Genomic DNA, 16,854 nt, shown 5'->3' with positions numbered 1-16,854 from the left:
TCGCGTCAAATCAGTCGAAGAACGTTTGAAGGCTACCCACCGCTCGCCCGCGCCGCCGACGCCAGCCGCCGCCTCTCTTCTCGCTCGGCCAGCACGGTTGCCTTGGTGTTGACGGTCGGGATCGCCGACATGCCCGGCCGCAAGAGGCCGGTGAGGCTGTGATCGTCGAGCACGATCTTCACCGGCACGCGCTGCACGATCTTGGTGAAGTTGCCGGTGGCGTTGTCGGGCGGCAGCAGCGCGAATTCGAGGCCGCTGGCCGGCGACAGGCTGTCGACGTGGCCCTTCAGCGTGGTGCCGTGAAAACTGTCGACGGTGAGCTCGACCGGCTGGCCGTTGCGCACATTGGTGAGCTGCGTCTCCTTGAAATTGGCGACCACATAGACCGCATCGAGCGGCACCACCGCCATCAGCTGCGTGCCGGCCTGCACGTATTGGCCGACGCGCAGCGTACGGGCGCCGACCGTGCCATCGACCGGCGCGGTGATCCGCGCGTAGGACAGGTTCAGCTCGGCCTGCTGCTCGACCGCGCGGGCGCGGTCGACTTGCGCCACAGCCTGCGCGCGCTGCGTGGTGAGCACGTCGACCTTGCGCTGCGCCGCCGACAGCGCCGACTTGGCGTGCTGCAACTGCGCCGTATTGCTGCGCAGCGCCGCATCAGTCTGCTGCGCGCGTTGAATGGTGCCGGAGCCGGACTTCATCAGCCCGTCGTAGCGGCTCTGCTCTTCCTGGGCGAATTTCAGATTGGCCTCGGCGGCCGTGACGTCGGCGGTGCTCTGGTCGATGATCGGCTGCTGCAATTCGAGCTGGGCATCGAGGTTGCGCACCGAGGCATCGGCCGCGTCGACGTCGGCCTTGGCCTGACCGAGCGCCGTGCGGTAGTCGCGGTCGTCGATCTCGGCCAGCAGCTGGCCGGCCTTCACCGGCTGGTTGTCGGTCACCAGCACGCGAGCGATGTAGCCCGACACTTTCGGGGCGATGATCGTGGAGTCCGCCTTCACATAGGCGTCGTCGGTGGATTCGAGATAACGGCCGGTGGTGAGGTAGTCGTAGCCGAAGTCGCTGGCCACGGCGATGCCGAGCACCACGGCAAGCCCAAGCGCCACCCGCTTGACCGTCCGCCGCGACGGGCGGAGGCCGATTTTGGTAGATTCTTCAGGAACATAGGTTGTGGTCGACATGATTGTCTCCTGGCCGAACATTCGCGTCCTTCCAGAAAGGGCGCCGGATAGGCCCTTAGATGCAATGTCCTCCCCGCTGTGATAATCCCGATAAAACTGGAAGCATTATCAAGCCAGCGCTGATAATCCGGACCTTGTTAGATGGATCGCCTGACCAGTTTGACCGCCTTCGTCCGGGTCGTGGATTCCGGCGGCTTTTCCGCCGCCGGCCGCAAGCTCAACATGTCCACGACAATGGTGAGCAACCACGTCCAGTCGCTGGAAGACCGGCTCGGTGCCCGGCTGCTCAACCGCACCACACGCAAGGTCAGCCTCACCGAGGTCGGCCAAGCCTACTACGAGCGCTGCGTCCAGATCCTCGCCGACATCGAGCAGGCCGACGACATCGCGGGTGCGCAGCAATCGGTGCCGCGCGGCACGCTGCGCATCTTCACCAACACCCATCTGGTCCAGTTCCTGTCGTCGACGGTGACCGGGTTCCTCGCCGCCTATCCCGAGGTCAAGGTCGACCTGATGATCGGCGAACGCTCGGCCGACCTGCTCGACGAAAATTTCGATCTCGCCGTGCAGATGATCCCGCCGCGCGATTCCGCGCTGATCGTGCGCCGCATCGCCACCTGGCGGCACGTGCTGTGCTGTTCGCACGACTACGTCGAGGCGCACGGCAAGCCGGAGCAGCTCGCTGACCTCGCGACCCGCAACTGCGTTCGCCATATCAACTACCCATTCGGCGACGAGTGGCACTTCGTCGACCGCAAAGGCGCGCCGGCAGCGGTGAAGGTGGCGGGCAATCTCGTCTCCAACAGCGGCGAGACGCTGAAACTCGCGGCGCTCGCCGGCGTCGGCGTGTTCCTGGCGGCGGGCTTCCTGGTCCGGGACGAACTCGAAGCGGGGAAGCTGGTTCGGCTGCTGCCCGAATACCGGCCGGTCGAGCTCACGATGAACGCGATCTACCCGCACCGCCATCACCTCTCGGCGAAGGTGCGCGTCTTCATCGATCTCCTGGTGCATCACGCCACCGAGCAGCAGAAGCTGATCAATCCGTATTCGTGATGGACGGTGTAGCCGTCATTGCGAGGAGCGAAGCGACAAAGCAATCCACGCTTTCCAGCACGCGGAACGATGGATTGCTTCGCTTCGCTCGCAATGACGGGCTTGTCTACACTTCGCAGTATCATGACCACCCGGCATCCCTTGCATGGCGCCGGCGTGTATGAAGGGCACGTCACTTGCCGCCCGGGGCCTGCCATGCCGCTTCGCGTTCTGACCTCCATCCTGTTCGCGATCGCAGCAAATGTGCTGCTGCAGGCGCCGGCGCACGCCGCCTATCCCGATCACATCGTGAAGATCGTGGTGCCGTTCGCACCGGGCGGCGGCACCGATGTTGTTGCGCGGACGCTGGCGCAGGAGATGCAGAAGGATCTCGGCGTCACCGTCATCGTCGAGAACAAGCCGGGAGCGGGCACCATCATCGGCACGCAAAGCGTCGCTGCCAGCCCGGCCGACGGCTACACGCTGCTGATGGCGACCTTCGCCAACGCCGTCAACCCGAGCCTCTACGCCAAGCTGCCCTACGACGCCCACAAGGATTTTGCCCCGGTGGCGCTGGTGGCGCGTTCGTTCAATGTCGTCGTGGTCAATCCTGCTTCGCCGATCAAGTCGATCGCCGATCTGATCGCGACTGCGAAGGCCGATCCGGAAAAACTGTCCTATGGGACTTATGGCACGGGCACCTCGGCGCATCTGGCCGGCGAGCTTTTCAAACATATGGCTTCCGTCAATCTCACCACCGTGCCCTACAAGGGCGCGGCGCCAGCGATCACCGACCTCTTGGGCGGCCAGATCCAGGTGATGTTCACGACGGTGGCAAGCTGTGCGTCGCTGGTCGAGGCCGGGCAGCTGCGTGCGATCGGGGTGACCTCGGCTGAACGCTCGGCGTCATTCCCGCAATTGCCGACGGTGTCGGAAGCCGGCGTGCCGGGCTACGCCGCGGAATCCTGGTACGGCCTTTACGCACCTGCGAACACGCCGCCCGACGTCATCGACCGCCTCAACAAATCGGCGGCCAAGGCTGTGCAGGCGGAGGCCTTCAGGAAGCTCAGCGTCAATGAGGGCCTCGTGATGGTGGCACAGCCTCCGGCCGAGCTCGACCGCTACTTCACGGCTGAGGAGGCGCGCTGGCGCAAGGTGGTCCAGGACGCCGGCATCAAGGCCGAATAGGCGGCATGCGTCAGGTGACGATCACATCTTTTTGCGTCGCATTGCCGTAACCGTGATTCTAGACGCAACGAATGGGTTCCTGGATCGTTGAGGTCAGCGGAACTTCCCGCCTTGAGCTATTCCGCTCGTCAAAGAGTAGGCCATGTGGATTCTGTTGCTGCTGCCGTTTATCGGCTTGCTGTGGGTGCCGTTCTACAATTTCGTCGAACCGTCGCTGTTCGGTTTTCCTTTCTTTTACTGGTACCAGCTCGCCTGGGTGCCGATCTCCTCGCTGCTGATCTGGCTGGTCTATCGCAGCCGGCGGCCTGATGCCGACGAGCAGCGGTGAGGGGAGCAGCCATGACCGATCACATCGCCTGGGTGGCGCTCTCCGTCTTCATCTTCTTCTTCGCCCTCGTCACCGTGATGGGCTTCTTCGCTGCGCGCTGGAAATCCGGCCCGGTCAGCGAGCATCTCGACGAATGGGGTCTCGGCGGCCGTCAGTTCGGCACCTGGATCACCTGGTTCCTGGTCGGCGGCGATTTCTACACCGCCTACACCGTGATCGCGGTGCCGGCGCTGGTGTACGCGGTCGGCGCCTACGGTTTCTTCGCGCTGCCCTACACCATCATCGTCTATCCCTTCGTCTTCGCCGTGATGCCGGTGCTGTGGAAGAAGGCGCATGCCAACGGCTATGTCACCGCCGCGGATGTCGTCCACGGCGCCTATGGCTCGCGCAGCCTCGAGCTCGTGGTGGCGCTGACCGGCCTGGTCGCGACCATGCCCTACATCGCGTTGCAGCTGATCGGCATGGAGGTCGTGATCAAGGCGATGGGCCTGACCGGCGAACTGCCGATCATCGCCGCCTTCGTGATCCTTGCGCTCTACACCTACAGCTCCGGCCTGCGTGCGCCGGCACTGATCGCCTTCGTCAAGGACATCATGATCTACATCGTGGTGCTGACGGCGGTGGTCGTGGTGCCCTCGAAGCTCGGCGGCTATGGTGCGGTGTTCTCCGCCGCCAACGACGCCTTCACCGCAAAGGGCGGCGCCACCGGGTTGACGTTGAAGCCCGCTCAGTATCTGCCGTATGCGACGCTGGCGCTCGGCTCGGCGCTCGCCGCCTTCATGTATCCGCACACGCTGACCGGCATCTTCGCCTCGAAGTCGGCGGAAACGATTCGCAAGAATGCGATCCTGCTGCCGGCCTATACGCTGTTGCTCGGCCTGATCGCGCTGCTCGGCTACATGGCCTATGCCGCCGGCATCAAGGTGACGTCGCCGAACGACGTGGTGCCGATGCTGTTCAAGACCTTGTTCCCGGAATGGTTCGCGGGCTTCGCGTTCTCGGCGATCGCGATCGGCGCGCTGGTGCCGGCCGCGGTGATGAGCATCGGCGCCGCCAATTTGTTCACCCGCAATGTCTGGAAGTCCTATGTCAATCCGGACATCTCGCATGCCGGTGAGGCGTCGGTGGCGAAAATCACCTCGCTCGTGGTGAAGGTCGGCGCGCTCGCCTTCATCCTGTTCCTGCCGACGCAATATGCGCTCGACCTGCAACTGCTCGGCGGTCTGTGGATCGTGCAGACGCTGCCGGCACTGGTGTTCGGGCTGTTCACCGTCTGGTTCCGCGCCGAGGGCCTGCTGCTCGGCTGGGCGGTCGGCATCGGCTGGGGCACCTACACGGCGTGGAGCAACGGGTTGAAGCCGCTCGCCACCATCTCGCTCGGCGATGCCAGCTATACGTTCTATGTCGGTCTCGGCGCGCTGCTGCTTAACGTCGTGGTGGCCGTGATTGCGACCGTGGTGGTCGGCTTGATCTCACCCGCCAAGCGCGGTGCGGCGGCCTGAGCCGTCGTTGGTATCTGACGGGGCGGGGGTGAGAAGCGCGGTCAGCCGCGCCACCTCCGCCTTGATCTTGTCGATCGCAGCGTCCTTCACCGGCCCATAGCCGCGGATCTCCATCGGCGCTTTTGCCAGTGCGACGAGTTCAGGCAACCGCGCAGCATCGAGCCTGCCGAGCATGGTTTCGATCAGCGCCTCGTACCAGGTGATCAGCTCGCGCTCGGCGCGGCGCTCCGCGGTGTAACCGAATATGTCGAACGGCGTGCCGCGCAGTCCTTTCAGGCCTGCGAGCAGCCGCAGCGGCGTCTGGATCCATTGCCCGAACGCGCGCTTGCGCGGCCGGCCGCGCGCATCGCGCCGTGCCGGCAACAGCGGCGGCGCGAGATGGTACTGCACCGTGAAGTCACCATCGAATTCGCGCTTGAGGGTCTCGAGGAAGCCGGTCTGCATATGCAGCCGCGCCACCTCGTACTCGTCCTTGTAGGCCATCAGCTTGAACAGCGACCGCGCCACGGCGTCGGTGAGGGGGAGTTCTTGTCTGCTTGGTTCGATCTGTCCGCGAACTCGGTCCGCCTCTCCCGCTTGCGGGGGAGGCCGTAACGCATCGCTAGATGCGTTACGGGTGGGCGCTCTTCCCGCACTACGGCTCGTGGAGACACCCCCACCCCAACCCTCCCCCGCAAGCGGGAGAGGGGGAGCACCTTCGTCGCGGCGGCTGCCGAGTGCGGTCTCGGCGCGGCGGACGCGGTCGACTGTCGCGCGGTAGCGGGCGGCATAGGCGTCGTCCTGATAGCCCGTGAGGAAGTCTGCGCGTCGCGTGATCATCTGCTCCAGCGTCTCCGGCGTGTCGCGATCGGCGTTCTCGGCCTTTGGCAAAAACTCCGGGTCGGCAAAGGCGATCCTGCCCCAGGCCAGCGCCAGCTTGTTGCGTTCGATGGCAACGCCGTTCAATTCGATCGCGCGGATCAGCGCGTCCAGCGACACCGGCACCAGGCCCTGCTGCCAGGCGAAGCCGAGCATCATGATGTTGGCATAGACGCTGTCGCCGAGCAGCCGCTCGCCCAGCGCATTGGCGTCGATCGCGGTGAGGTTGCCTGGTCCGATCACCCGCTCGATGGCGCGCAGGCGAACCGGCGAGGCGAGGTCGGCGTCGCGGAAGCGAACCACGTCGCCGGTCGGCATCTCGGCGAGGTTGACCGCGGCGCGCATGCCCTTGCGATAGGTGCCGGACGCCTTGGCCGACGAGCTCACCACGAGGTCGCAGCCGATCAGCGCGTCCGCTGCGCCCTGGTCGATTCGTACCTGATGCAGCGCCTCGGGCGCCGCCGCGAGCCGCAGATAGCTCAGCACCGGACCGAATTTCTGGGCGAAGCCGGTGAAGTCGAGCACCGAGACGCCGCGGCCTTCGAGATGCGCGGCCATCGCGATCAGCGCACCGACCGTGATGACGCCGGTGCCGCCGACGCCGGTGACCAGGAGATCATAGGGCTCGTCGAGTGCCGCAAGCTCCGGTGTTGGCAACGTGGCGGCGCGCGCCAGCGGATCGATCGCGCTTGCGCTCTTCGCCCGCCGCTTGCCGCCCTCGATCGTGACGAAGCTCGGGCAGAAGCCGTTGAGGCAGGAAAAATCCTTGTTGCAGGTCGAGAGGTTGATCTTGCGCTTGCGGCCGAACGGCGTCTCCTTCGGCTCGACGCTGAGGCAGTTGGATTCCACCGAGCAGTCGCCGCAGCCCTCGCAGACGAGCTCGTTGATGTAGGCGAACCGCGCGGGATCCTTGATCGTGCCGCGCTTGCGCCGCCGCCGCTTCTCGGTGGCGCAGGTCTGCTGATAGATCAGCACGGTGACGCCAGGAATTTCGCGCAGTTCGCGCTGCACGGCGTCCATCTCCTCGCGCGGGTGGATGGTGACGCCGACGGGCAGATCGGCCGGCGAGAACTGCGCGGGATCATCCGACACCAGCGCAATGCGTGTGACGCCTTCGGCGCGGACGCTGTGCGCGATCGCCTGCACGCTGACCGGGCCGTCCACCGGCTGGCCGCCGGTCATCGCCACCGCGTCATTGAACAGGATCTTGTAGGTGATGTTGGCCTTGGCTGCGATCGCCTGCCGGATCGCCATTGAGCCGGAGTGATAGTAGGTGCCTTCGCCGAGATTCTGGAACACGTGGCTGTTGCCGGTGAATTTCGACGAGGCCGCCCAGTTGACGCCTTCGCCGCCCATCTGGATCAGCGACGAGGTTTCGCGATCCATCCAGCTCGCCATGAAGTGACAGCCGATGCCGGCTAGCGCCTTGGAGCCTTCCGGCACCTTTGTGGACGTGTTGTGCGGGCAGCCCGAGCAAAAATAGGGCGTGCGCGTCGCGCCAGGGACCGCGATCGTGCGATCCTGTTCCGGCCTGAGCGCAGCGACGCGGCGGGCGAGCTGCAATTCCGGAAACATCGGATCGAGCCGCCGCGCCAGCACGTCGGCCAGCATCAACGGCGACAATTCGCCGGTCCAGGAGATCAGCCGCGCGCCGGTTTCGTCATGCTTGCCGACCATCCGTTCCGGCTTCGAGCCGGGATAGTCGTAGAAATATTCCTTGAACTGGCTTTCGATGATGCCGCGCTTCTCCTCGACCACGAGGATCTCGCGCTTGGCCTTCACGAACTCCATCGCATCATGCAGCGCGAGCGGCCACACCATGCCGACCTTGTAGATGTCGATGCCGAAGCGGCGGCATGCGGCTTCATCCAACCCGACCAGCCGCAGCGCCTCCATCAGATCGAGATGCGCTTTGCCTGTGGTGACGACGCCGTAGGTCGCATTCTTGATGTCGTAGATGCAGCGGTCGATCGGATTGGCTTTTGCAAACGCGTAGACCGCGTGCTTCTTCGCCTCCAGCCGCTCCTCGATCTGCGGGCCCGGCAGATCCGGCCAGCGATAATGCAGGCCGCCGGGCGGCGGTACGAAATCCGGCTGCGCGAACACCCGCGGCGGCGCAAGCTCGACTGAGGCGCCGGATTCGACGATCTCCGAGATCGCCTTGAAGCCGACCCACATGCCGGAAAATCGACTGAGCGCGTAGCCATATTCGCCGAACGCGAGATACTCGCCGACATCGGCCGGATGCAGCGTCGGCATGAACCAGGTCATGAAGGCGACATCGGATTGATGCGGCATCGAGGACGACACGCAGCCATGGTCGTCGCCCGCGACGACCAGCACGCCGCCATGCGGCGAGGAGCCATAGGCATTGCCGTGCTTCAGCGCGTCGCCGGAGCGGTCGACGCCGGGGCCCTTGCCGTACCACAGCCCGAACACGCCATCGACCTTTCGATCCCGTTGCGTCTCGACCTGCTGCGAGCCGAGCACGGCGGTGGCGGCGAGGTCTTCGTTGACCGCGGGCAGGAATTCGATGCGGCTCTCCTTTAGCCGCTCGCCGATCTTCCACAGTTCGAGATCGACGCCGCCGAGCGGCGAGCCGCGATAGCCGGAGATGAAGCCCGCGGTGTTGAGGCCGCTCGCACGGTCGCGCCTGATCTGATCGAGCGCGATGCGCACGATCGCCTGCGTGCCGGTGAGGAAGACGCGGCCGCGTTCGCGGCTGTAGCGCTCGGACAGCTGGTAGGCGTCGAGCAGCGGCATCTGGCCCATGACTGACCCCTCCGGGAATCGCAATGTCTGACCGGACAAGGCTACGCCTCAGGGGGTGGTAGATCTTACCTATCTGTTCATCTGACGAACTATAATCGGCAGGAGATTGCTGTGAGCACGGCAATTCGGTAGAATCTACCAAATTGGAGCCGCGTAATGGTCGAAGAGCAAGACGAGAAAATTCTCGCCGAACTGCAGAGGGACGGCCGCGCCACCAACCAGCAGCTTGCCGAAACCGTTGGGATGTCGACGTCGGCGTGCTGGCGCCGGGTCCGTGCGCTGGAAGAGTCGGGCGTCATATCCGGCTATTCGGCGCTGGTCGCGCGCGAGCGCGCCGGCTTTGCGACCTCGGCGATCCTGCACGTCTCGCTGGAGCGGCACGATGTCAAATTCGTCGACGAGTTCGTCGCGCGGGTGATGCAGCGCCGGGAGGTGCTGGAATGCTTCGCGACCACTGGCGATGCCGACTATCATTTGCGGGTCGTTGTGCGCGACATGGACGCCTACAACAGATTCCTCGACGAGTTCATGTTCCGCATCCCCGGCATCCGCCACGTCCGCACCAACGTGATCCTGAAGGAGATCAAGACCGGCGTGGCGCTGCCGTTTTGAGACGTGCCACGACGGCTGTGCCACATAGGTGCTGTCGTCCCGGCCTAGTGCGCAATTGCGCACGGGGGCCGGGACCCATAACCACGAATATGCATTATTGCGCGGCCCTGGAACGACAAATCCCGTTCACAACACCGCTGCGGAGTATGGGTCCCGGCCTGCGCCGGGACGACGATGTTGATGCAATCCGTAGGATGGGTAGAGCGCGGCGAAACCCATCATCGTGCCGCGGATGCGTTGACGGGTTTCGCTTCGCTCTACCCATCCTACAGGTCATGCAGTCGCTTCCGCCGATTTCGCCTGCATCAGGAGCATGAAGATCATGACGTGGCTGACCAGCAGCAGCGGCACGTAGAGCGCCGGGATATAGATGCCGGCGCCGAACAGGCCGGGATCCGCGTTCTTCGTCGCGCCCATGAAGTAGGCGTTGAGAAGATCCAGCGTGCCCCAGATGTTGAACAACCAGACGATCGGAATGGCGATCGGCCAGCGCCACGACAGTGCCGCCATCGCGAGCAGCGCGAGAGCTGCGGCGGTCAGATCGCCCCAGCCGACCGCGCCGGCGAACACCGGGTTCACCTCCGGCGACACGAAGCCTGTGACCATGAAGTTCATCCCGAGAAACCGGAAGGCATGGAACGCCGCAAGCAGCCGCAGCGCCTCATGGCGCGGCCAGGTGCGGAGCGCCGGCCAGACATAGGTCGCGGCCACCACTGCACTCGTCAGAAATGCTCCGGCGACGCTAAGCAGGAATGGAATGTTGAGACTGACTGGCACGGCCGGCATCCTCTGTTTGTCGACCCGGAGGGAGAGGCCGAACCCGTCGATCGGGTTCGACCTCGGAGGGTTCACGGCTTGGCGACTAGCAGGCGCAGCGGCAGCAGCGGGCCGACCGCGATGTAGTCGTGGTCCATGATATCCAGCTTGGACAACGGCAGACCTTCCATGATCGCGTGCGCCTCGGACGTATCCTTGGCATCGAGCAAGAGGATGACCCCGCGCCCGTCGGATCGCGAATACCATTCGCGAACCTTGCCGCTGAGATAGAGCTGCACGGTCTGCCGGATTTCATCCGGCATCACGGCCATCACCTGTTCGCGGGTGACGCCCGTCTTGACGGTGAGGATCACCATCACGCCGGTGGTGATGGTGGAGGGGGCCTGTGCCTGTGTTTGGGCCTGAGCAAGAGAGGGAGCGGTCATGGAGGTTAAGCCTGTCGAAGTGAGGGTGAGGGCAAGGAGGGTGTGACGGATCGTTTTCATCGGTCGCAGGTCTCCGTTCACGACTGCCGTCGTGATGTCGGGTGGAGCAGCGCGCCTTGCGATGCGGCTGCCTGTGGCTCCGATGTAGGGTGGCTTCCCGCGAGCGACTATTCGCGATAATGTTGACAGGCCATGAAGCAGAACTTCACAGTCAGGCAGGGGGCGCTCGACGGCGTGGAGGCGTTCCTCAGTGTTGCACAGCACCGCAGCTTTCGTCGCGCGGCGACCGAGCTCGCGGTGACGCCGTCGGCGATCAGCCAGGCGGTGCGCGCGCTCGAGGCGCGCCTCGGCGCCGTGCTGTTCATCCGCACCACCCGCAGCGTCGGCCTCACCGAAGCCGGCGAACGATTCCTGGCGCGCGCAAGGCCCGCGTTCGAGGAGCTGGTCGCCGCAAGCGGGGCGGCGCGCGAGCTCGGGCAGAAGCCGGCGGGGCTGTTGCGTCTCACCGTACCGCGCTCGGTGGTGCCGATCCTGCTGGAGCCGCTGATCGCCTCATTCTGCAAGGCCTATCCCGAGATCGAGGTCGAGCTCGCCGCCAGCGAGGAGCTGGTCGATCTCGCCGCCGGAGGTTTCGATGCCGGCATCCGGATGGGCCAGTTCATCAACCCGGACATGGTCGCGGTCCGCCTGACCAAGCCGTTCCCGTTCGCCGTCGTCGGCAGCCCGGACTATCTCGCGCGCCGCGGCCGGCCCAAGCGCCCGGACGATCTGCGTGCGCATGCGTGCCTCAGGTTGCGGCGATCGAATGGCGGGCTGGCGCCGTGGTCGCTCAACGACAACGGCCGTTCGATCGAGCTTGCCGTCTCCGGATCCTTCATCGGCCATGATTTCCCCACGCTGGTCGGCGCGGCCATCGAAGGCGTGGGATTGGCGCAAGTGCCCGCGCCGCTGGTCGCCGGCGCGGTGAAAGAGAAGAAGCTGGTCCGCGTGCTGGAGCCATTCGCGACGACGACACCGGGCGTGTTTCTGTACTATCCCGGCCACCGTCAGATCATGCCGAAGCTGCGCGCCTTCATCGATCACGTGAAGAGCAGGTCGGCGGCGGCGCGCTGAGCTAGGTGCGGAATGAGGGTGAGGCGAGCACGTCACCCAGGCTCCCTCCCCCCTTGTGGGGGAGGGTGGGGAGAGGGGGGGCCCCGGGCGAGATGATTGATGAGTGCACCGACGGTGCAATTGCGTTCACCTATTGCCGTAACGGTTCGGAGAAGGCACGTCGTGTGGCACCCTCTCCCTACCCTCCCCCACAAGGGGGGAGGGAACCCTTCCGCCAGTGGCTCCCTCACGCGCCGATCACTGAGTCTGTAGGATGGTGGAGCGACTCGCCCTTCACCCCGGAATGACGGCGAGGCCTACGCCCGCTTCTGCGGCTGCCAGTCCGGCACCGTCTTGACCATGTGCCAGACCAGCAGGTCGAGGGCGCGGGTCATGCCGTCGCGCGACCTGGTATTGGTGAACGCGGACCAGCAGAAGTCTCCATCGGTCCGGACCGAGATCGTCGTCGTTCCGTCCAGCAGCCCGCTGTGCCACCAATTGTTGTTCGCCGTGATGAACAGGCCCTTGGCACAGCGAGGATTGACGGCGCTGGGCGTGCTCATGACGCGGAGGCTGTCGTCGGTGAGCAGCTGTTCGGTGTCCTTGAAGCCGTCGATATGGACGAACAGCGTCGTCAAATCGCTTGGCGTCGCAATCCAGCCGCCGTGCGAATCCATCCGCGCGACGTTCATCCGGTACGGATCGCCGCCGGTCTGGCTGTAATATTTCACCTCGTTGCTTGCCCGCTCGCGCAGCGTATTGCCGGCAATCTGCATGTCGGTGATGCCGCATCGCTTCAGGACCGTGTCCTTGATGTATTGCTCGTAGCTCCGGCCGCTGAGCGTCTCGATGACGCGGCCGAGGATGCAATAGCCGAAGTTCGAATAGGCATATGATTGGCCCGGTGGACTGGTGAGCGGCATGTGCTCCAGCGTCCAGTTGATCAGCTCGCGATGCTTCATGTCCGGGTTCATGAACATCGGGTCGCGGGACTGGTTACCCCAGGTCCCGGTGGTGTGGGTCAACAGATGCTCGATCGTGATCTGCTCGACAGGCGAGCGGGATGAGCCTGACGGCACCAGGCTTTGCAAGGTTGGCGTCGTCGGGTAGTCGTTGCCGAGAACGGAGCTTGCGCCGAACACGTAGTCGCCGAGCCGCAATTTGCCCGCTTCGACGAGGGTGAAGATCCCGGTCGATGTCACCGGCTTCGAGATGCTCGCGATGCGGAAGCGGTGCTGCGGAGTCAATGCTTCGCCGCTCTCCCGGTCCGCAACGCCGAACGCCTCCACATAAGCGGGCTTTCCCTTGATCGAAACCGCGATGGAAAGACCGGGTACGTCGTACTCCTTCATGAAGTCGGCGGCGAGGCCCGCCATCTGCTTGCGTTGCTCCGATGTCGGACGCTCCGCGGGCGGATCGGCAAGAGCCGGCCACGGCCTCCAGGCGATCCCGGCGGCTGATAGCAGCGAGCCCTGGAGCAACGTTCGGCGCGAAAGCGGCATTGTTGCCTTGCCTGGTGGGTGCGAGCGGCCCGCACGGTATTGCGGTTCTCTTGTTTCTGTCACGTTACGAAAGTGGCCATGTGATGATGTCACGATGGCCCGACGAGAATGCGGATGTGTGACTCACAAGCCCCGCAACACACTCGCTGTCGTCCCGGGCGAGCGCAGCGCGACCCGGGATCCATAACCACAGGGTACAGTTGTCGTGCGACGCTGTGGCCCCAGCGAATTCCATCACGCAAGGCGGTGGTTATGGATCCCTGCTTTCGCAGGGACGACATCGAGAATGAGGCGCGCGCTGGCTAGACCACACTCTCACGCCTTCTCCTTCACGAACCTGTTCCGCAAGGTCCCGATGCCGGTGATGTCGATCTCGACCACGTCTCCGTCCTTCAGGTCAGGCGAGGCGCCGTCGGTGCCCATCCAGATCACGTCGCCGGGCGACAGCGTGAAGTATTTCGAAAGTTCGACCAGGAAGGGCACGATGCCGAAGATCATCTCGTTGGTGCGGAAGCGGCCGGTCTCCTTGCCGTTGACGCGGATCGCGGTCTCCATGCGGTCGAGATCGACATCGGTCTCGATCCACGGGCCCATCGGCTTGAAAGTGTCGGCGTTCTTGGCGCGCCACAGCCCGCGATCGGCCTTCTGCCAGCTGCGCTCGGAGACGTCGTTGCCGATCGTGTATCCGAACACGCAGTCCATTGCATTGGCTTCGGTGAGGTGCTTGGCGGTCTTGCCGATCACCACGACCAGCTCGCCCTCGTAATGGATCTTCTCGGTCGCGCTCGCCGGGATCACGACGTTCTCGTCATGGGCGATCAGCGCGTTCTGCGCGCGGTAACCGATCTCGGGTCGATCAGGGACGTTCGGCACCGTGCCGGCCTTGTCGGCGGCCTCCTTGAGGTGCTTCAGATAGTTCAGTCCGACGCAGTAGAAGGTGCGCGGGATCAGCGGCAGCTCGATCTTGACGTCCTTCAAGGCGTGGGTCTTCGCCGTCTTGCTCCATTCACCGAACGGATCGCCGTTCACGGTGATGACGGTGTCGCCCTCGACGAGGCCCCAAGACGTGGTGCCCGCGGCGGTGAATTTCAGCCAGCGCATGATGATGTCCTTCTATTCCGCGGCCTGCGCGCGGGTCTTCCAGGCGCCGGCAGCCGGGCGCTTCAGCCCGAGGTTCTCGCGTAGCGTGGTGCCGGCGTAGTCCTTGTGGAACAGGCCGCGCTTCTGCAACTCGGGCACCACGTGGTCGACGAAGTCGGCGTAGGAGCCCGGCACATAGCTCGCGGCGATGACGAAGCCGTCGCAGCCGCGGCCTTCGAACATTTCCTCCAGCCGGTCGGCGATCTCCTTCGGGCCGCCGACCATCGCGTCCTGCACCTGGCCGCGGCCGGAGAAGGTGATGAAGTCGCGGGTCGAGGGATTGGTCTTGCCGGAGGTGCGCAGCACGCCGTCGCGGATGCCGAGCATGCCTTGCATGCCCTGCAGCTCTTCGGTGGTGAGCGGTTCGTCGATCCCCTTGGCGCCGAAATCGAAGTTGAGGCCTTCGGCGAGCAGCGACAGCGCGTCGATCTCGAGCGGCAGCTTCTGGATCACGGCCATCCGGTCCTCGGCCTCGGCCTTGGTAGCGCCGGTGACCGGCGTGATCAGGTTGCAGAGGAACATCTGGTCCGGATCGCGCCCGGCCTTGACGGCTTCGCCCCGGATCGCGTCATAGCCCTGCTTGGCGTTGGCGAGGTTGCGCGCCGCGGTGAAGATCACCTCGCCCCAACGCCCGGCAAAGCGCTGGCCGCGGCCGGAGGCGCCGGCCTGGATCACGACGGGATGGCCCTGCGCCGAGCGCGGCACCGTGAACGGGCCGCGCGAGGTGAAGAACGCGCCCTTGTGATCGAGCCGCTTCACCTTGGCCGGATCGGCAAAGCGGCCGCTCTTCTTGTCGATCACCAGCGAGCCGTCTTCCCAGGCGTCCCAGTGGCCGAGCACCACCTCCATGAATTCGTCGGCGCGATCATAGCGGAGATCGTGCTCGAGATGCTGCGCGCGGCCCATGTTGAGCGCCTCGCCGTCATTGACTGACGTCACCACGTTCCACGCGGCGCGGCCACCCGTCATCAAATCGAGCGTGGCGAAGCGGCGGGCGACGTCGAACGGCTCGAAATAGGTGGTGGACGCGGTCGAGGCCAGGCCGAGCTTCGTGGTGACCATGCCCATCGTGGTCAGCACCACGATCGGGTCCATCTTCACGCAGCGGATGCCGTACTCGACGGTGTGGGCGTGATCGTTGCCGTAGCGGTCGGGCATTGCGAGGCGATCGTCGAAGAATGCCATGTGGAACTTGCCGCGCTCCAGAATGCGCGCGATTTCCTGGTAGTAGTCCGCCGACATCGAATCGTCGCGCGACTCCGGGTGCCGCCAGGAGCTCGGCAGGTTGGTGCAGTTCTGCGCCTGCAAAAAGCCGACCAGCGCCATTTGCCGTGTCATGTCGTTCTCCTGTACCTGAATGCGTCAGCGAAGATCGAGGTCGTCGGTGAGCTTGTAATCGGCGGCAAGCGCCTTGAGCTTGTCCCAGGTCGCATCCTCGATCTCGATGCCGTTCTTGCGCCGTTCGACTTCGCGCAGATGTTCAACCTCGCCGGGATAGAACACGCCACGGCTCCCTTCCGACGGCGGCGTCGATTTCAGGTAGCGGGCGAAATCGGCGACCTCCTTCTTGAAGTCTTGCAAGGGGCGGAACGCGGCGACGTTGAACACCGCCATGAAGCAGCCGTCGTTGTGACGGCCGGTCGGCTCGACCCCGAAGCCGAGCCCGGTCAGCAGGCCGCACAGCACCTCGACCATCGCGGCAAGGCCGCTTCCCTTGTAGCCTTCGCTGCCGCCGAGCGGCAGCAGCGCGCCGCCCTTGCGATAGTCCGCAGGGTCAGTGGTGTCGCGCCCTTCGGCGTCGATGATCCAGCCCTTCGGGATGCTCTCGCCGCGCGCCACCGCAAGCTGGATCTTGCCGGCGGCGACCGCCGAGGTCGCCATATCAAGATAGAACGGCGCCTCGAGATCGGAGGGCACCGCGATCGAGAGCGGGTTGGTGCCGAGCCGGGCCTCGCGGCCGCCGAACGGTGCGACATGCTTCGGCGAGCGGCCGGAATCGGCGGCCGCAATCCCGATCATGCCTTCGCGCATCGCCATCATTGGGTAATGCGCGAGACGGCCGACATGGCTCTGCCGGAACACGGTGCAGGCCGCGACATTGGCGGTCTTCGCCTTGTTGATGGTCATTTCCATCGCCTTGGCGTTGACGTGGAAGCCGAACCCCCAATGACCGTCGATCACGGTCGTGGTCGGCGTCTCCTGCACGACGGTCCATTTCGCGCCGGGGACGATATGGCCGGCCTTGATGCGGTCGATATAGGTCGGGATCGCGATCACGCCGTGGGAATCGTGGCCGGCGAGGTTGGCGTTGACGCAGCCGGAGGCGACCGCGTTGGCCTCCTCCTCCGACGCGCCGGCGCCCCGGAGCAGCGCCGCGCCGATGCGCGTGAGACGGTCGGCCTGGACGATCGGCATGGGATTTTCCTCGCGGTCCGCCCGCGTGAT

14 protein-coding genes are annotated in these 16,854 nt (G+C 64.9%); 6 read left to right on the top strand and 8 right to left on the bottom strand.

Annotated elements, in window-relative coordinates:
• Positions 1-32: 32 nt before the first annotated feature.
• A complete protein-coding gene (locus tag Q0030_RS21635) occupies positions 33-1,181 on the bottom strand; it encodes an HlyD family secretion protein (protein ID WP_298371503.1) in 1,149 nt (382 codons plus the stop codon).
• 141 nt (positions 1,182-1,322) lie between these two features.
• Between Q0030_RS21635 and Q0030_RS21630 the strand changes: the two genes are divergently transcribed.
• The 4 genes from Q0030_RS21630 (at position 1,323) to mctP (ending at position 5,231) form a co-directional block, all read left to right on the top strand.
• Positions 1,323-2,234 (top strand): LysR family transcriptional regulator, encoded by a 912-nt coding sequence (locus tag Q0030_RS21630; protein WP_298371501.1) that lies wholly within the window; start codon positions 1,323-1,325, stop codon positions 2,232-2,234.
• Positions 2,235-2,429: 195 nt separating this feature from the next.
• Positions 2,430-3,401, top strand: coding sequence for a tripartite tricarboxylate transporter substrate binding protein (locus Q0030_RS21625; RefSeq protein ID WP_298371499.1), 972 nt, complete (start codon positions 2,430-2,432; stop codon positions 3,399-3,401).
• Between the two features lie 142 nt (positions 3,402-3,543).
• On the top strand, positions 3,544-3,729 hold the full coding sequence (locus Q0030_RS21620) for a DUF3311 domain-containing protein (RefSeq protein ID WP_028332977.1): 186 nt from the start codon (positions 3,544-3,546) through the stop codon (positions 3,727-3,729).
• An 11-nt stretch (positions 3,730-3,740) separates the two neighbouring features.
• Positions 3,741-5,231, top strand: coding sequence for a monocarboxylate uptake permease MctP (gene mctP / locus Q0030_RS21615; RefSeq protein WP_298371495.1), 1,491 nt, complete (start codon positions 3,741-3,743; stop codon positions 5,229-5,231).
• On the opposite strand, the gene Q0030_RS21610 is transcribed toward mctP, so the two are convergent.
• Positions 5,202-8,861: an indolepyruvate ferredoxin oxidoreductase family protein gene (locus tag Q0030_RS21610; RefSeq protein ID WP_298371493.1), complete on the bottom strand. Its 3,660-nt coding sequence runs from the start codon at positions 8,859-8,861 to the stop codon at positions 5,202-5,204. The two genes, mctP and Q0030_RS21610, sit on opposite strands and share 30 nt — an antisense overlap.
• Positions 8,862-9,017: 156 nt before the next feature.
• Here Q0030_RS21610 and Q0030_RS21605 point away from each other — a divergent pair, with 156 nt between their 5' ends.
• Positions 9,018-9,473 (top strand): Lrp/AsnC family transcriptional regulator, encoded by a 456-nt coding sequence (locus Q0030_RS21605; protein ID WP_298371491.1) that lies wholly within the window; start codon positions 9,018-9,020, stop codon positions 9,471-9,473.
• A 273-nt stretch (positions 9,474-9,746) separates the two neighbouring features.
• Here the strand turns inward: Q0030_RS21605 and Q0030_RS21600 are convergent, their stop codons facing one another.
• The gene (locus tag Q0030_RS21600; protein WP_298371489.1) at positions 9,747-10,259 is read right to left on the bottom strand and encodes a hypothetical protein; all 513 of its coding nucleotides are present in this window, start codon (positions 10,257-10,259) and stop codon (positions 9,747-9,749) included.
• 62 nt (positions 10,260-10,321) lie between these two features.
• A complete protein-coding gene (locus Q0030_RS21595) occupies positions 10,322-10,735 on the bottom strand; it encodes a hypothetical protein (protein ID WP_298371487.1) in 414 nt (137 codons plus the stop codon).
• Between the two features lie 132 nt (positions 10,736-10,867).
• On the opposite strand from Q0030_RS21595, the gene Q0030_RS21590 reads away from it, so the two are divergent.
• Positions 10,868-11,788 carry a LysR family transcriptional regulator gene (locus Q0030_RS21590; protein ID WP_298371486.1) on the top strand — a complete coding sequence of 307 codons (921 nt, stop codon included), beginning with the start codon at positions 10,868-10,870 and terminating at the stop codon, positions 11,786-11,788.
• Positions 11,789-12,084: 296 nt separating this feature from the next.
• On the opposite strand, the gene Q0030_RS21585 is transcribed toward Q0030_RS21590, so the two are convergent.
• From Q0030_RS21585 to Q0030_RS21570, 4 genes are all read right to left on the bottom strand, one after another.
• Positions 12,085-13,269: a serine hydrolase domain-containing protein gene (locus Q0030_RS21585; RefSeq protein WP_298371484.1), complete on the bottom strand. Its 1,185-nt coding sequence runs from the start codon at positions 13,267-13,269 to the stop codon at positions 12,085-12,087.
• Between the two features lie 315 nt (positions 13,270-13,584).
• A complete protein-coding gene (locus tag Q0030_RS21580; RefSeq protein WP_298371482.1) occupies positions 13,585-14,370 on the bottom strand; it encodes a fumarylacetoacetate hydrolase family protein in 786 nt (261 codons plus the stop codon).
• A 12-nt stretch (positions 14,371-14,382) separates the two neighbouring features.
• A complete protein-coding gene (locus Q0030_RS21575) occupies positions 14,383-15,747 on the bottom strand; it encodes an LLM class flavin-dependent oxidoreductase (RefSeq protein ID WP_298371479.1) in 1,365 nt (454 codons plus the stop codon).
• Between the two features lie 24 nt (positions 15,748-15,771).
• Positions 15,772-16,824, bottom strand: coding sequence for an Ldh family oxidoreductase (locus tag Q0030_RS21570; RefSeq protein ID WP_298371477.1), 1,053 nt, complete (start codon positions 16,822-16,824; stop codon positions 15,772-15,774).
• Positions 16,825-16,854: the final 30 nt, after the last annotated feature.

It is taken from the genome of uncultured Bradyrhizobium sp., assembly GCF_947648125.1.
In the GTDB taxonomy this organism is placed as follows: Bacteria; Pseudomonadota; Alphaproteobacteria; order Rhizobiales; family Xanthobacteraceae; genus Bradyrhizobium.
Note: the sequence above shows the minus strand (reverse complement) of the source record. Positions and strands in the feature narration are given on the sequence as shown.

What these genes read in the sequence shown, in the direction of transcription:
- Q0030_RS21625 (WP_298371499.1), top strand. Translation starts at nt 2,430, where the DNA reads ATGCCGCTTCGCGTTCTGACCTCCATCCTGTTCGCGATCGCAGCAAAT.
- Q0030_RS21610 (WP_298371493.1), bottom strand. Translation starts at nt 8,861, where the DNA reads ATGGGCCAGATGCCGCTGCTCGACGCCTACCAGCTGTCCGAGCGCTAC.
- Q0030_RS21600 (WP_298371489.1), bottom strand. Translation starts at nt 10,259, where the DNA reads ATGCCGGCCGTGCCAGTCAGTCTCAACATTCCATTCCTGCTTAGCGTC.
- Q0030_RS21605 (WP_298371491.1), top strand. Translation starts at nt 9,018, where the DNA reads ATGGTCGAAGAGCAAGACGAGAAAATTCTCGCCGAACTGCAGAGGGAC.
- Q0030_RS21595 (WP_298371487.1), bottom strand. Translation starts at nt 10,735, where the DNA reads ATGAAAACGATCCGTCACACCCTCCTTGCCCTCACCCTCACTTCGACA.
- Q0030_RS21590 (WP_298371486.1), top strand. Translation starts at nt 10,868, where the DNA reads ATGAAGCAGAACTTCACAGTCAGGCAGGGGGCGCTCGACGGCGTGGAG.
- Q0030_RS21575 (WP_298371479.1), bottom strand. Translation starts at nt 15,747, where the DNA reads ATGACACGGCAAATGGCGCTGGTCGGCTTTTTGCAGGCGCAGAACTGC.
- Q0030_RS21620 (WP_028332977.1), top strand. Translation starts at nt 3,544, where the DNA reads ATGTGGATTCTGTTGCTGCTGCCGTTTATCGGCTTGCTGTGGGTGCCG.
- Q0030_RS21570 (WP_298371477.1), bottom strand. Translation starts at nt 16,824, where the DNA reads ATGCCGATCGTCCAGGCCGACCGTCTCACGCGCATCGGCGCGGCGCTG.
- Q0030_RS21630 (WP_298371501.1), top strand. Translation starts at nt 1,323, where the DNA reads ATGGATCGCCTGACCAGTTTGACCGCCTTCGTCCGGGTCGTGGATTCC.
- Q0030_RS21585 (WP_298371484.1), bottom strand. Translation starts at nt 13,269, where the DNA reads ATGCCGCTTTCGCGCCGAACGTTGCTCCAGGGCTCGCTGCTATCAGCC.
- Q0030_RS21580 (WP_298371482.1), bottom strand. Translation starts at nt 14,370, where the DNA reads ATGCGCTGGCTGAAATTCACCGCCGCGGGCACCACGTCTTGGGGCCTC.
- mctP (WP_298371495.1), top strand. Translation starts at nt 3,741, where the DNA reads ATGACCGATCACATCGCCTGGGTGGCGCTCTCCGTCTTCATCTTCTTC.
- Q0030_RS21635 (WP_298371503.1), bottom strand. Translation starts at nt 1,181, where the DNA reads ATGTCGACCACAACCTATGTTCCTGAAGAATCTACCAAAATCGGCCTC.